The organism is Micromonospora sp. II (genome assembly GCF_001709195.1).
GTDB classification, from domain to species: Bacteria; Actinomycetota; Actinomycetes; order Mycobacteriales; family Micromonosporaceae; genus Micromonospora; species Micromonospora chalcea.
This window is the reverse complement of record NZ_LYXF01000060.1, coordinates 1-14446: the sequence shown is the minus strand read 5'-3', so window position 1 is coordinate 14446 and position 14446 is coordinate 1. Positions and strand designations below refer to the sequence as shown.

Genomic DNA, 14446 nt, shown 5'->3' with positions numbered 1-14446 from the left:
CTCGCGCCTGACACCGCCGCCCGCGGTTCGCTTCGTCAGCTGTGGATGAAGCGTACCGACGCAAGGAGGCGCACCTAGAGTGCAGGCCAAATTGAGCACGATGTTCCAGTCCCTACGGGTCCGTAACTACCGACTCTTCGCCACCGGGCAGCTGATCAAACTGATCGGCGTCTGGATGATGTTCATCGCCCAGGACTGGCTCGTGCTCGAGCTCAGCGACAACTCGGCGACCGCGCTCGGCGTGGTCACCGCGTTGCAGTTCACGCCCGTACTCCTGCTCACGCTGCTCTCCGGACGGCTCGCCGACCGCTACGACAAGCGGATGCTGCTCTTCGTCRCCAACGCGTTCTGGACCGTGCTCGCGCTGGCCATGAGCGTCCTGGTCCTCACCGGCCTGGTGCAGCTCTGGCACGTCTTCACGTTCGCCGCCCTGCTCGGCGTCTCCAACGCGGTCGAGACACCGGTCCGCCAGGCGTTCGTCTCCGAGCTGGTAGGCATGCCGCTGCTGCCGAACGCGCTCTCGCTCAACGCGGCAGTGTTCAACTCCGCCCGGATCGTCGGCCCCGCCGTCGCCGGCCTGGCCATCGCCGCCGTCGACGTCGGCCCGGTCTTCCTGGTCACCGCGCTCAGCTCGATCGCCCCGCTGGTCAACGTGGTCCGGATGCGTACCGAGGAACTGCACCGCAAGGACCTGCCGCCGGTCGGCGAGCGGGACCAGGCCCGGGTGGTCGACGGCCTCCGGTACGTGGCACGCCGCCCCGACATCCTGCTGCCGATGGTCCTCATGTCGGTGATCGGGATGAGCCTGTTCAACTTCCAGCTCACCCTCGCCGCGCTCGCGAAGACCGTGTTCAACACCGGCGCCGCCTCGTTCGGCCTGTTCAGCACCGCGCTCGCGGCCGGTGCGCTGGTCGGGGCGCTGGCCGGCACCGGACGGCGCAGCCGGCCCTCGGTCTGGCTCGTGCTCGGCGCCGCGATCGGCTGCGCGGTCTTCGGCACGCTCGTCGGGCTCGCCCCGGCGTACTGGCTGGTCGTGGCGCTGCTGCTGCCCGCCGGGTTCTTCATGATCTACTTCGCCCAGGCCGCCAACCAGCGCGTCCAGCTCGGTGTCGACGCCTCCTTCCGGGGACGGGTGATGGCGCTGTGGGTGCTGGTGTTCCTGGGCACCAACCCGGTCGGCGCGCCCCTGATCGGCTGGGTCGCCGAGCACTACGGCGCGGGCGCGAGCATCTGGGCCGGCGGCCTGATCTCGCTGACCGCCGCGCTGCTGGCGCTCACCTGGCAGCTGCGCCGCTCCGGCGCCCGGCTGCGGATGCGGGTGCTCCCGATGCCCCGCTTCTACGTCGTGTCGCCCGGAGCCAAGTAGCCCCGATAGCCGGTCGTACCGGCCCGATTACCCAAACGGGTGGCGGGCCGGTGCGGCAGGGCTTAGCGTCGATGTGTGGAAGTGGGGCAGGGACTGCTGCTGGCGCTGGCGATCCTCGCCGTCTGCTGCCTACCCGCCCTGTTCGCGCTGCTGTTCTGCGCTGACGAGATCATCGACCGGGTCGCGTGCGGGTGGGCCGAGTGGCGGGAGCAGCGCCGGGAACGCCGTACCATCGCGCGGCTCGACCGGGCCATCGAGGCCGAGGCGCTGACCCGCGACATCGACCTCACCGAGTTCGACCGGGACGGCCGACGGCCGCTGGACCAGCTCGCCACCGACCTGCGCCGCCTCGGCGGCCACCGGCTCGCCGCCGCCGACCGCAGCGTGGTGTGGCACGGCGCGGTCATCGAGGCGTACGACGAACGGCTGCGCGCCGCCTGCCGGGCGCTCGGCATCGACGAGCACCTGGCCGAACTGGACGGCGTCGACCGGGAGATCGAACGGGTACGCGTCGAAGGGCTGCTGCACGCCGCCGGGCTGACGTTGCCGGCCGCCCGCGCCGCGCACCACCAGCGGCACCGCTGACCTGGTGCGTCTCTTCGCGGCGATCTACCCACCTGCCGTGGCGGTCGCCGACCTCACCGCCCGGGTCAAGGGCCTGCGGGTCGCGGCCGCCCGCCACGCCCGGCTGGCCGATCCGGCGGACCTGCACCTCACGCTGGCCTTCCTCGGCGAGGTGCCGGACGTCCGGCTCCCCGACGTGAAGCACGCGCTCGCCTCGGCCGCCCGGACAGCTCGTACCCCACTGCTGCGCCTCGCGGGCGGCGGCAGCTTCGGTCAGGGCCGGTCCACAGTGCTCTGGGTCGACGTACGCGGCGACGTCGAGGCGCTCGACGCGCTGGCCCGCTCGATTCGCGGCGGGCTGTGCGAGGCCGGGCTGCCCTGCGACGACAAGCCGTTCCGGGCGCACCTGACCATCGCCCGCCCCGGTGACCGGGTGCCCGAGGCCGACCTCCACGCCGACCGGGACACCCTCAACGGGTACGCCGGCCCACAGTGGTCGGCCGGTGAGGTGATGCTGACCCGCAGCCATCCGGGCCGTACGCCCCGCCACACGCGCATCGCCGCGTGGGCGCTCGCGCCGGCGCGTTGATGCGGGCGGCGCGTTAATTCGGCGGCGTGTTAAGAAGGGGCCCCTTCTCTACCTGAGGCGTTAAGAAGGGGCCCTTCCTTTCACCAGGCCCAGGCCTCGGGGCCGGGGCCGCCGTTGCCTACGGGCGGGAACAGCTCGTCCAGGCGGGTCAGCGTGGGCTCGTCCAGGTGGACGTCGAGCGCGCCGAGGTTGCGGTCGAGCTGGTCCATGGTGCGCGGGCCGACGATCGGGGCGGTCACGCCCGGACGGGACAGCAGCCACGCCAGCGCCACATCCGCCGGGTCGTGGCCCAGGTCGGCGCAGAGCTTCTCGTACGCCTCGATCGTGCTGCGGTGCTCGGCCAGCGCGTCGGCCGAGCGGCCGGTGGTGCCGCGCGCCGCACTGCCCTCGGCCATCTTGCGGATGATGCCGGAGAGCAGCCCGCCGTGCAGCGGCGACCACGGGATGATGCCCAGCCCGTAGTGCTGGGCGGCCGGCACGACCTCCAGCTCGACGTACCGGGTCAGCAGGTTGTAGATGCACTGCTCGGAGACGAGGCCGAGGAAGTTGCGCTTACCGGCTGCGGCCTGCGCCTGCGCGATGTGCCAGCCGGCGAAGTTGGACGAGCCGACGTAGAGCACCTTGCCCTGCGCGACGAGCGTCTCCATCGCCTGCCAGATCTCCTCCCACGGCGTGGTCCGGGAGATGTGGTGCATCTGGTAGAGGTCGATCGTGTCGGTCTGGAGGCGGCGCAGCGAGTCCTCGCAGGCCCGGATGATGTGCCGGGCGCTCAGGCCCTGCTCGTTGGGCCACTCGCCCATCTTGCCGTACACCTTGGTGGCGAGGACGACCTTGTCGCGGCGCCCGCCGCCCTGCGCGAACCAGCGGCCGACGATGTGCTCGGTGACGCCCTCACCGAGCTTCCAGCCGTAGACGTTCGCGGTGTCGAAGAAGTTGATCCCGTGTTCGAGCGCCCGGTCCATGATGGCGAAGCTGTCCGGCTCGTCGGTCTGCGGACCGAAGTTCATCGTGCCGAGGCAGAGTCGGCTCACGGACAGGCCGGTGCGTCCCAGGTTCGTGTACTCCATGACTCCACCCTGGCACGCCGGAACTTGGAGTGCCCTCTCAACGAGCCAGGGTGGAGCTTGCGGATCAGGAGGATTCGCGGGCCGCCGGGCCGGTGCCGAAGAGCACGTCGTCCCAGCTCGGCAGCCGCTTGCGCGGCTTGCCGCCGGCCTCGGTGGACTCGCCGCCCGCGCCGCCGGTCGCCGCCGCGGCACCGGTGCGCCGCGGCCGCAGCACTGCCAGCGAGGGTACGGCCGGGATCTCCTTCGGCGCGTCCGAGTCGTCGTCGAAGGCCGAGCCCTGCCCGCCCCCGAGCAGCGCGGCGGCGCCACCGGCGACGGCCCGCTGGCGGGGCGCCTCCTGCGCGGCCGGGGAGCGGGTGTCGAGACCGCGCCCGGACGTGCCGCCGAGCGGCCGGTCCAGCGAGGCGAGCAGCGCGTCCCGGCCGGCGCGGATCGGGTCACGCCCCGGACGGGCGTGCTCGGAGGCGGCCGGCAGGCCGTGCCCGCCCCGGCTCGGCTCGCCACGCGACGGACCGGGCAGCGCGTGACCGCCCCGCTCCGGCGCCGGCTCCTGGCCGAGGATCGGCGTGGGCCGCTCGGCGCAGAGGTATTGCGCCATGTCGTCGTGCGGGGCGACGTTCTGCCGGGTCTTGTCCAGGTCCCACACCGCCTGCGCGGTGGCCTTGCCGGACGGCCAGGTCGCGATGATCCGCCAGGTGCCGTCGTCGCGGCGGTAGGCGTCCCACGAGATCTTCTCGGTGTCGATGCCGTGCTGGGCCAGCCGGCCGTTGACGACCTCGGCCAGCGGGGTCGGCTTCTCCGCGCCCTTCAGCCGGGTGCGGCGGGCGTGCTGGGCGAGCATGGCCCGCTCCTGGAGCACCGGGCCGGCGTAGCGTAGCACCCGGTCGACCGGCACGCCGGCGATGCGGGCGACGTCCTCGGCGGACTCACCGGAGCGGATGCGGGCCTGGATGTCCCGTGGGGACAGCGACGGCGTCGGGTCGGTGGCGCTCGGCACCACAGCGAGCGGCGGGGCGCCCGGCTCGGCGTGCAGCGCCGACGCGATCCGCTCGTCGATGGGCAGCGCCAGCAGGCGCCCCACCTCGTCGGCGAGCACCAGGGCCTGGCCGTCCTCGGAGAGGGCGACGAAGCGTACTGGGCGCATGGGCTTGCCTCCGTCCCGCTTCGCTGGCCGTCACGCCACGGGAGCCGGCCACCCGGGCGTCTCGCACCACCGTACGCTCATCTACCCGCCGATGGGGACTGCGACACCCCGGCATGTCGTGACTGAGCTGCGGTAATGATCACGGTGGGTGGCCGCCGGAGCCCTGACGGCCACGCACCGTGACGGCGTGATCAGAGTCGCTCGACCACGTAGTCGATGGACGCGGTGAGCGCCTCGACGTCGGCCGGCTCGACGGCCGGGAACAGCGCCACCCGCAGCTGGTTGCGGCCCAGCTTGCGGTACGGCTCGGTGTCGACGATGCCGTTCGCGCGCAGCACCTTGGCGATCGCCGTGGCGTCCACCCCGTCGGCGAAGTCGACGGTGGCGACCACGTTGGACCGCAGCGCCGGGTTCGACACGAACGGGGTGGCGAACGACGAGCGCTCGGCCCAGCCGTACACGATGCCGGCGCTCTCGGCGGTGCGCTTGGCCGCCCAGGCCAGCCCGCCCTGGGAGTTCATCCAGTCGGTCTGCTCGGCGGCCAGGAAGATGGTCGCCAGCGCCGGGGTGTTGTACGTCTGCTCCAGCCGCGAGTTGTCGATCGCGGTGACCAGGTCGAGGAAGGCCGGGATGTAACGGCCCGACTCCTTGATCTCGGTGGCCCGGGCCAGCGCGGCCGGCGACATCAGGGCCAGCCAGAGGCCGCCGTCGGAGCCGAAGCACTTCTGCGGCGCGAAGTAGTAGACGTCGGTCTGGGCGACGTCCACGTCCAGCCCGCCCGCGCCGGAGGTGGCGTCGACCAGCAGCAGCGAGCCCTCGTCGGCGCCCGCCACCCGGCTGATCGGCACCGCGACACCGGTGGAGGTCTCGTTGTGCGGGGTGGCGTAGACGTCCACGCCGGCCTCGGCGACCAGCGTCGGGGCGCTGCCCGCGTCGGACTTGCGCACGGTCGGCTCGCCCAGGAACGGCGCATCCTTCACCGACTTGGCGAACTTGGCGCCGAACTCGCCGAAGCTGGCGAACTGGGCCCGGTCCCGGATCAGGCCGAACGTGGCGACCTCCCAGAACGCGGTGGTGCCGCCGTTGCCGAGCACCACCTCGTACCCCTCGGGGAGGGAGTAGAACTCGGCCAGGCCGCGGCGCAGCCGGGCGACCTGGTCGCGGACCGTCTTCTGCCGGTGCGACGTGCCCAGGTAGCTGGTGGCGACGTCGGCGAGGGCGGAGACCGCGGCCGGACGGACCTTGGACGGGCCGCAGCCGAATCGTCCGTCGGCGGGCCTGATCTCGTCGGGAATCCGGATGGTCGGTGCGTCAGCCACGGTCTTCAAGATCCTTCCGCATGGGCGAGAGGTGAGCTGGCAGGGCGCGGACGAGGTGCTGCCGCGTGGCGGCGGGCGTCCGAGCCCGTTCCGGCGACACTGCCACGGCAATCCTCGCACCTGCTCCGGGCCGTCCGGCGGCCAGTCCCACGCCGGTCGGTGAGGCGTCCGCCACACGGGCCGCGAGCCGGTCCCGGACGTGCCGGAGCCCCGCTCCACCGGCGGGTGGAAGCGGGGCCCCGGGCGAGACGTCAGACGCCGTGCGGGATGGCGTCCCAGCCCTCGACCTCCTGCGGCTTGCGCGAGCCGTGGCCGACGTACGTCGCCGACGGGCGCACCAGCCGCTGGAGCTTCTTCTGCTCCAGGATGTGCGCCGACCAGCCGCCCATCCGCGCGCAGGTGAACATCGAGGTGAACATGTGCGCCGGCACCTCGGCGAAGTCCAGCACCACCGCCGACCAGAACTCGACGTTCGTGGCGAGGACGCGGTCCGGGCGGCGGGCCTGCAGCTCGGCCAGCGCGGCCTTCTCCAGCGCCTCGGCGACCTCGAAGCGGGGCGCGCCCAGCTCCTTGGCGGTGCGCCGCAGCACGCGGGCGCGCGGGTCCTCGGCCCGGTAGACCCGGTGGCCGAAGCCCATCAGCCGCTCGCCCCGGTCGAGCACGCCCTTGACGTACCCGTCGGCGTCGCCGCTGCGCTCGACCGCCTCCAGCATGCTGAGCACCCGGGACGGGGCGCCGCCGTGCAGCGGGCCGGAGAGCGCGCCGATGCCGGAGGAGATGCAGGCCGCGGCGTCCGCGCCGGTGGAGGCGACGATCCGGGCGGTGAAGGTGGAGGCGTTCAGGCCGTGCTCGGCGGCCGAGATGAAGTACGCGTCGACGGCCTTGACGTGCCGCGGGTCGGGCTCACCCCGCCAGCGCTTCATGAACCGCTCGACGATGGTCTCCGCCTTGTCGATCTCCTTCTGCGGCACGGCCGGCAGGCCCAGGCCGCGCGCCGACTGGGCGACGAAGGACAGCGCGGTGACCGACACCCGGGCCAGGTCCTCGCGGGCCTGCTCGTCGGAGATGTCGAGAAGCTGGCTGAGCCCCCAGTACGGCGCCAGCATGGCGACCGCGGACTGCACGTCGACGCGGATGTCACCGGAGTGCACCGGCACCGGGAACGGCTCGGCCGGCGGCAGGCCGGGGCCGAACCGGCCGTCCACCAGCAGCGCCCAGACGTTGCCGAACGAGACCTGGCCGATCAGGTCCTCGATGTCCACGCCCCGGTAGCGCAGTGAACCCCCCGCGCGGTCGGGTTCGGCGATCTCGGTCTCGAAGGCTACGACGCCCTCCAGGCCCGGTTTGAAATCGGACATGTCGTCTCCTGGCTTCGGCTCGGCGCGCCCGGGCGGGCTGATCGAGCCCCGCAGCTCAGGCGACCCTTCAGGGATGTGGTTCGGAACATCTTGCCCGGTGGGTAACAGACTGCGCGACCCACAGCCACTGTGCGCCACACGACATCCCCGCCGCTGGCCGTCGGCGAGAGAGGGAGAAGACTGGGTACCGGGGCCTGGCCAGCGTCGGGGGACGCCGGCACGCCCGGGAGAGGGACGAGCACAGTGACAGGCGACACACCCGCACCGGCCGGTATGCGTAACGAGTACGCCGCCGACCTGGGCCTGACCGAGGCGGACCTGGCGCCGGACTGGCACACCCAGTTCGCCCGCTGGTTCGCCGACGCGGTGGCACATCCGCTGCCCGAGCCGAACGCGATGGTGCTCGGCACCGCCGACGCCCGGGGCCGGCCCAGCGGGCGCACCGTGCTGCTCAAGGGGTACGACCCGGAGGGCTTCGTCTTCTACACCAACCACGGCTCGCGCAAGGGCACCGAGGTGACCGGGAACCCGTGGGCCAGCCTGGTGTTCCCCTGGTTCCCGATGCAGCGGCAGGTGACGGTGACCGGCCGGGTCGAGCCGGTGGACCGGGCCGAGACCGAGGCGTACTTCGCCAGCCGGCCGCGCGGCTCGCAGCTCGGGGCGTGGGCCAGCGCCCAGTCGACGGTGGTGCCGGACCGCGCCGCGCTCGACGAGGCGTACCGGGCGGCGGCGGAACGGTTCGCCGACGTGGACCCGATCCCCGCGCCGCCGCACTGGGGCGGGTTCCGGGTCCGGCCCGAGACGGTCGAGTTCTGGCAGGGCCGGGCCAGCCGGCTGCACGACCGGCTGCGCTTCCGGCGTACCGGGAACGGGGTTTTCGTCGTCGAGCGGCTCGCGCCGTGACCGACGTCACGCAGGCCCGGCGGCGGGGTGCGCGCCGCTGGGCGATCGACCTGCGCCCGCTGCGCGTGCCCGCGTACCGGCGGGTCTGGACCGGCAACGCGATCGCGATGTTCGGCTTCCAGTTCACCGCCGTGGCGGTGCCGGTGGAGATGTTCGACCTGACCGGCGGCTCGCTCTGGGTCGGCCTGCTGGGCATCGCCGGTTTCGTGCCGCTGCTGCTGTTCGGGTTGTGGGGCGGCGCGATCGCCGACGCCCGGGACCGCCGCCGGGTGCTGCTCGTCGGCGGTTGCGTGCTCTGGGCGTCGACGCTGGGGCTGCTGGTGCAGTCGCTGGCCGGCGTGCGCAGCCCGCTGCTGCTCCTGCTGCTCGTCGGCCTCCAGTCGACGGCTTTCGCGATCACCTCACCGGCCCGCAGCGCGATCCTGCCCCGGCTCGTGCCGGCCGAGCTGGTCCCGGCCGCGACCACGCTGAACTTCACCACGTTCACCGCCGCCGCCGTCTTCGGCCCGCTCGCCGCCGGCCTGATCTTCGCCGGGTGGGAGGTGGGGACGGCGCTGCCCATCGCGTACGCGGCGGACGCGCTGCTGTACACGGCGGCGCTCTGGGCCACGCTGCGGCTGCCCGCGATGCCGCCCGCGCCGGACCCGGACGGCGGCGTCCGCAAGGCCGGGCTGGCCAGCATCGTCGACGGTTTCCGCTACCTGGCCACCACGCGGGTGCTGCTGCTGTCCTTCGCCATCGACCTGATCGCGATGATCCTGGCCATGCCGCGGGCGCTCTTCCCCGAGCTGGCGCAGGAACGCTTCGGCGGCGCCTCGGCGGTGGGCTGGCTCTACAGCTCGATCGCCATCGGCGCGATGCTGGGCGGCCTGACCTCCGGGTGGATCGGCCGGGTCCGCCGGCAGGGCCTCGCGCTCACCGTGGCGGTGGTCGGCTGGGGCGTCGCGATCGCGCTCGCCGGGCTGGCCGGGCAGTTGTGGGTGGCGGTGGTGCTGCTCGGCGTCGCCGGCGCCGCCGACCTGGTCAGCGCCACGCTGCGCCAGTCGATGCTGCTGGTCTACGCGCCGGACCGGATGCGGGGCCGCCTCCAGGGCGTGAACACCGTCGTGGTGGCCGGTGGCCCGCGTCTGGGCGATCTGCGGGCCGGCGCGACGGCCGCCGGGTTCGGCACCGGCGTCGCCATGGTCGGTGGTGGCCTGGCCGCCGCCGTACTCGCGGTGTTGCTGGTGGTGGCGTTCCCGGCGCTGCTGCGCTATCGCTCGACCACCCCCGCCGAGGAGCGCCACTGACGGTAGGGTCGCCGACATGGGGATCGACGTGCAGCCACCGTCCGGTACACAGTGGACCATTTCCGCCGACGGCCACGAGGCCGTCGTGGTCGAGGTGGGCGGCGGGCTGCGGGCCTACCGGCACGACGGCGTGGACTACCTCGACGGGTACGCCGAGGACGAGGTCTGCCCCGGCTCGGCCGGTCAGGTGCTCGCGCCCTGGCCGAACCGGATCCGGGACGGCGTCTACTCGTTCGGGGAGCGGTCGTTCCAGCTCGACCTCACCGAGCCGGAGCGGCACAACGCGCTGCACGGCCTGGTGAACTGGGCGCGGTGGCAACTGATCGAGCAGTCGGCCCAGAGCGTGACGATCGGCTACGACCTGCCGCCCAGCCCCGGCTACCCGTGGGCGCTGCGGCTGCGGGCCCGGTGGAGCGTCGGCCCGGACGGGCTGCGGGCCGAGCACGAGGCGACGAACCTGTCCGGCGAGCCGGCGCCGTTCGGCTTCTCCGTGCACCCCTACCTGCAACTGCCGAAGGCCGGCGTGGACGGGATTCGGCTGCACCTGCCGGCCCGGCGGCGGGTGCTGGTGGACGGCCGCCTGCTTCCGGTCGGTGCGACCGAGGTGACCGGCTCCGAGTTCGACTTCACCAGCCCGCGCCCGATCGGCGACCTGGTCCTCGACACCGCCTTCGGTGACGTCGAGCGGGACGCCGACGGCGGCTCGGCGGTGACGCTCGGCTCGCCGGACGGCTCGTCCGGGCTGCGGATCTGGGCGGACCGCGAGTTCGGCTGGTGGCAGGTGTTCACCGGCGACACGCTCGGCGGGGAACGGCACCGCCGGTCGGTGGCGGTCGAGCCGATGACCTGCCCGCCGGATGCGTTCCGCTCCGGCAGGGACGTCATCACGCTGGAGCCGGGGCAGACCTGGCGGGGCGCCTGGGGCGTCCGGCCGGAGGTCTGAGCGTGGAGTTCGCCGAGGTAGTCCGCCGCCGCCGGATGGTGCGCAACTACGACCCCGACCGCCCGGTGCCGCCGGAGGTGGTGGACCGCCTGCTGGACCACGCGGTCCGCGCGCCGTCGGCCGGGTTCGCCCAGGGCTGGGGCTTCCTGGTGCTGGAGGAACCCGAGGACCGGGAACGGTTCTGGGCGGCGACCACGCCCGGTGGCGGCGGCCGGGAACGCTGGCTGGCCGGGATGCGCCGGGCGCCGCTGATCGTGGTGCCGCACGCCAACCGTGACGCCTACCTGGACCGCTACGCCGAGCCGGACAAGGGCTGGGCGGACCGCGCCGAGGACCGCTGGCCGGTGCCCTACTGGTACGTGGACACCGGCTTCGCGGCGCTGCTGATGCTGCTCACCGCCGTGGACGAAGGGCTGGGCGCCTGCTTCTTCGGCATTCCGCCGCAGCGGATCGAGGCGTACCGGGAGGCGTTCGGGGTACCGCCGGAACTCAGCCCCGTCGGAGCCATCACAGTGGGTTATCGGGCTGTTGACCATCGGTCACCGTCGCTGCGTAGAGGGCGGCGTCCGGTGCAGGATGTGGTGCGGCGGGGACGGTGGACCTGAGCGGTTAGGCTGACATCCACATCGTCAGCCGGGCCTGGGGGAGGAGAGCACGCCGTGATCTTCAGGGCGGTCCGGGACGGGCGTCCCTACCCGGAGCACAACCTCACGCTGAAGCAGTGGGCCGAGATCCCGCCGCGCCCGCTGCGGCTGGACCAGCTCATCACCACCAAGCGCGAACTGGCGCTGGACAAGCTGCTCGCGGAGGACTCCACCTTCTACGGCGACCTCTTCCCGCACGTGGTCCAGTGGAACGGCGGCCTCTACCTGGAGGACGGCCTGCACCGGGCGCTGCGCGCGGCGCTGCAGCAGCGCAACCAGATCCACGCGCGCGTGCTGGTCCTCGGCGACCAGGGCGAGTGACGCCYGGCTGAGCCTTGGTTAAGGTGACGCCATGACTCCTCTGGACCTGCTCGACATCGATGCGTCGCTCAGCGAGGAGGAGCGGCAGATCCGCGCCGTCGTGCGCCAGCTCGTGACCGACCGGGTACGCCCGCACGTCGCCGGCTGGTACGAGGACGGCCAGGTGCCGGCCCGTGAGCTGGCCCGCGAGTTCGGCAAGCTCGGCCTGCTCGGCATGCACCTGACCGGCTACGGCTGCGCCGGCGCGTCCGCCGTCGCGTACGGGCTGGCCTGCCTGGAGCTGGAGGCCGGCGACTCCGGTGTCCGCTCGCTGGTGTCGGTGCAGGGATCGCTGGCCATGTACGCCATCTGGCGCTTCGGCAGCGAGGAGCAGAAGCAGCGCTGGCTGCCCGCCATGGCGGCCGGCGAGGCGATCGGCTGTTTCGGGCTCACCGAACCCGACCACGGCTCCGACCCCGGCTCGATGGCCACCCGGGCCCGCCGCGACGGCGACGACTGGATCCTCAACGGCAGCAAACTGTGGATCACCAACGCGCCGATCGCCGACGTGGGCGTGATCTGGGCGCGCACCGACGAAGGCGTGCGCGGCTTCGCCGTACCCATGGACACGCCGGGGGTGACGGCGCGCGAGATCCGGCACAAGATGTCGCTGCGCGCGTCACTGACCGGCGAGATCGCGCTCGACGACGTCCGGCTGCCGGCCGACGCGCGACTGCCCGAGGCGATCGGGCTGAAGGCGCCGCTGGGGTGCCTGACCGAGGCCCGGCACGGCATCGTCTGGGGCGCGCTCGGCGCGGCCCGCGACTGCCTGGAAACCGCATTGGAGTACGCGACCACGCGCACCCAGTTCGGCCGCCCGCTCGCCGGCTTCCAGCTCACCCAGGCCAAGCTCGCCGACATGGCGGTGGAGTGGAACAAGGGGATGCTGCTCGCGCTGCACCTGGGCCGTCTCGCCGACGCCGGCTCGCTGCGGCCCCACCAGGTGAGCGTGGGCAAGTTGAACAACGTCCGGGAGGCGCTCGCCATCGCGCGGCAGTGCCGCACGATCCTCGGCGCGAACGGCGTCTCCGGCGAGTACCCGGTGATGCGGCACGCCAACAACCTGGAGAGCGTGCTCACCTACGAGGGCACCTCCGAGATCCACCAGCTCGTCATCGGCCAGCGGCTGACGGGCCTGTCCGCGTTCGCCTGACCTGCGGTTTCACCCGATCGGGACGCTCGGCGAGCGACTGTCGCACGGTGGCCGTACCGTCTTTGTCAGTCGATGTGTCGGACGAGGACGGTGAGGGCGATGGCCCGCGACGGTGACATCAACGAGCCCACCCGGGAGTTCCCGGACTACCCCACCAGCGAGTCCCTTCGCGACCGGGCGGAAGGCTCGCCCGACCCGGGCCGCGATCCCGATCGCGAGCCCGGTCCGGGCGCCCCGGCGTCGGGCGGCGGCGCGGCTCGTGGCCTGCTCTGGGTGCTCGGCGCGGCGGCGCTGGCGGTGGTGGTGCTGCTCGGCGTGCAGGCCACCGGTCTGCTGCCCGACTTCCGCAACCCGTTCGCCAAGGAGCAGACCGACCGCAGCCAGCCGCCGCTGCTCAAGTCGATCCGTGACCTGAGCCGCTACGTCGCCGCCGAGGGCAACTTCCAGGTCGTGGTGGACGTGCAGAACGACCGGCGCAACGTGCCCGACTTCCTGCTCAACGAGCGCACGCTGTTCGCCGGGGCGGGGCGCGTCGAGGCGTACGTCGACTTCGCGAAGATCGCCGACGGCGCGGTGACGGTCTCCGAGGACGGCAAGTCCGCCGAGATCAAGCTGCCCGCGCCGCAGCTCGGCGAGACCGACCTGGACATGGACAAGAGCTACGTCTTCGCCCAGCAGCGGGGCCTGATCAACCGGCTCAACGACCTGGTGGCCGGCGACCCCAACCGGCAGCAGCAGATCTACAAGCTCGCCGAGGACCGGATCACCGCGGCGGCCCGCGACAGTGGGCTCGCCGCCCGCGCCGAGGAGAACACCCGCAAGATGCTGGAAGGGCTGCTGCGCTCGCTCGGCTACGAGAAGGTGACTGTCACCTACACCGCGCCCTGATCTTCGTGCGCTGACGCCGCGCGCCCGCCCCGATGGTCCGGGGCGGGCGCGTCGCGTGTGTGCCGGTGTCCCGGCTTCGTGTCGCGTCAGCGGGTGGCGAGGTAGCGGTCCTCGTTCGGCATCAGAACCCACAGGATCAGGTAGATGATCACCTGCGTGCCGGGCAGCAGCAGCGACAGCAGGAACAGCAGCCGGACCAGGCCGGCCGACATGCCGAACCGCTGCCCCAGGCCGGCGCAGACACCGGCGATCATGCGCCCCTGGCGGGGCCGGACCAGTTTGCGACTCATCGTCGTCTCCCACTTCTGCGGCGATCCGCCGCGCTGATTCCACGGTAGAGAGGGGTGCGCGCCGCGCCCTCGGCCCCGAGGATGATCGGCGACCCGGGCACCCGTAGGTGCATACCCCGGACCGTCCCCACCGACTCACCGCGGAGACTCCCGGGTCGCCGCCGCGGTTTCCGGTCCGAGGTGGTCCCGCAGTCACGGGTCGGGGAACTGCGGTTCCTGCTCAGCGCTTCCGCACTGCTGGACACACCATCAGCCCTACCTCCCGCCCCCTCCCGCTCCCCCTCCCGCTCCCGCCTCCCGCCCTCTGCCTCCCGCGATCTTGTACTTGAGGCCCTCGACGTGCCCTATTTGCTCTGGATTGACGGGGCGGGAAGTGCAAGATCGCGGCAGTTGACGGGGTGGCGTGCGGTGGGAGCCGCGCCCGGTCGCGTGTTGCGGCGAGTGCGTTCCGTGGTGCGGGACTGGCGTTCCGTTGGGTGGGATTCGTGGAGATCTTGGAAGGAAAGGGTCCCTATGGGGGCCGTTTGGTTCCAAGATCTGCTGGGAGCTGGGAGCTGGGAGCTGGGAGC

The 14446-nt window shown here is 72.7% G+C and carries 15 protein-coding genes; 10 read left to right on the top strand and 5 right to left on the bottom strand.

Features of this window, described 5'->3' with window-relative positions:
- Positions 1-79: 79 nt before the first annotated feature.
- The 3 genes from A8711_RS25510 to thpR all read left to right on the top strand — a co-directional run bounded on the left by A8711_RS25510 (position 80) and on the right by thpR (position 2519).
- Positions 80-1366 (top strand): MFS transporter, encoded by a 1287-nt coding sequence (locus tag A8711_RS25510; protein WP_069089572.1) that lies wholly within the window; start codon positions 80-82, stop codon positions 1364-1366.
- A 75-nt stretch (positions 1367-1441) separates the two neighbouring features.
- The gene (locus A8711_RS25505; protein ID WP_069089571.1) at positions 1442-1951 is read left to right on the top strand and encodes a hypothetical protein; all 510 of its coding nucleotides are present in this window, start codon (positions 1442-1444) and stop codon (positions 1949-1951) included.
- A gap of 4 nt (positions 1952-1955) precedes the next feature.
- A complete protein-coding gene (thpR, locus tag A8711_RS25500; RefSeq protein WP_069089570.1) occupies positions 1956-2519 on the top strand; it encodes an RNA 2',3'-cyclic phosphodiesterase in 564 nt (187 codons plus the stop codon).
- Positions 2520-2599: 80 nt separating this feature from the next.
- Here thpR and A8711_RS25495 read toward each other — a convergent pair whose 3' ends face one another.
- From A8711_RS25495 to A8711_RS25480, 4 genes are all read right to left on the bottom strand, one after another.
- Positions 2600-3586, bottom strand: a complete 987-nt coding sequence (locus A8711_RS25495) for an aldo/keto reductase (protein WP_043327155.1) — start codon at positions 3584-3586, stop codon at positions 2600-2602.
- A gap of 64 nt (positions 3587-3650) precedes the next feature.
- Complete coding sequence (gene sepH / locus A8711_RS25490) at positions 3651-4730, bottom strand: septation protein SepH (RefSeq protein ID WP_043327153.1); 1080 nt, start codon at positions 4728-4730, stop codon at positions 3651-3653.
- Positions 4731-4921: 191 nt separating this feature from the next.
- Positions 4922-6049 carry a phosphoserine transaminase gene (gene serC / locus A8711_RS25485; protein WP_069089569.1) on the bottom strand — a complete coding sequence of 376 codons (1128 nt, stop codon included), beginning with the start codon at positions 6047-6049 and terminating at the stop codon, positions 4922-4924.
- Positions 6050-6300: 251 nt separating this feature from the next.
- Complete coding sequence (locus A8711_RS25480) at positions 6301-7407, bottom strand: citrate synthase 2 (RefSeq protein WP_043327149.1); 1107 nt, start codon at positions 7405-7407, stop codon at positions 6301-6303.
- A gap of 273 nt (positions 7408-7680) precedes the next feature.
- On the opposite strand from A8711_RS25480, the gene pdxH reads away from it, so the two are divergent.
- The 7 genes from pdxH (at position 7681) to A8711_RS25445 (ending at position 13587) form a co-directional block, all read left to right on the top strand.
- On the top strand, positions 7681-8310 hold the full coding sequence (gene pdxH / locus A8711_RS25475; RefSeq protein WP_069089568.1) for a pyridoxamine 5'-phosphate oxidase: 630 nt from the start codon (positions 7681-7683) through the stop codon (positions 8308-8310).
- Entirely contained in the window at positions 8307-9599 is a 1293-nt protein-coding gene (locus tag A8711_RS25470) for an MFS transporter (protein ID WP_069089567.1), read from the top strand. Before pdxH ends, A8711_RS25470 begins: the two co-directional genes overlap by 4 nt.
- A gap of 16 nt (positions 9600-9615) precedes the next feature.
- A complete protein-coding gene (locus A8711_RS25465) occupies positions 9616-10542 on the top strand; it encodes an aldose 1-epimerase family protein (RefSeq protein ID WP_043327144.1) in 927 nt (308 codons plus the stop codon).
- A gap of 2 nt (positions 10543-10544) precedes the next feature.
- The gene (locus A8711_RS25460) at positions 10545-11147 is read left to right on the top strand and encodes a nitroreductase family protein (protein WP_043327142.1); all 603 of its coding nucleotides are present in this window, start codon (positions 10545-10547) and stop codon (positions 11145-11147) included.
- Positions 11148-11201: 54 nt separating this feature from the next.
- Positions 11202-11507 carry a type II toxin-antitoxin system VapB family antitoxin gene (locus A8711_RS25455; RefSeq protein ID WP_013283726.1) on the top strand — a complete coding sequence of 102 codons (306 nt, stop codon included), beginning with the start codon at positions 11202-11204 and terminating at the stop codon, positions 11505-11507.
- Positions 11508-11538: 31 nt separating this feature from the next.
- On the top strand, positions 11539-12699 hold the full coding sequence (locus A8711_RS25450) for an acyl-CoA dehydrogenase family protein (protein ID WP_043327140.1): 1161 nt from the start codon (positions 11539-11541) through the stop codon (positions 12697-12699).
- Positions 12700-12798: 99 nt separating this feature from the next.
- Positions 12799-13587, top strand: a complete 789-nt coding sequence (locus A8711_RS25445) for a DUF4230 domain-containing protein (RefSeq protein WP_069089566.1) — start codon at positions 12799-12801, stop codon at positions 13585-13587.
- A gap of 86 nt (positions 13588-13673) precedes the next feature.
- Here A8711_RS25445 and A8711_RS25440 read toward each other — a convergent pair whose 3' ends face one another.
- Positions 13674-13877: a PspC domain-containing protein gene (locus A8711_RS25440; RefSeq protein ID WP_043327136.1), complete on the bottom strand. Its 204-nt coding sequence runs from the start codon at positions 13875-13877 to the stop codon at positions 13674-13676.
- Between the last annotated feature and the right edge of the window lie 569 nt (positions 13878-14446).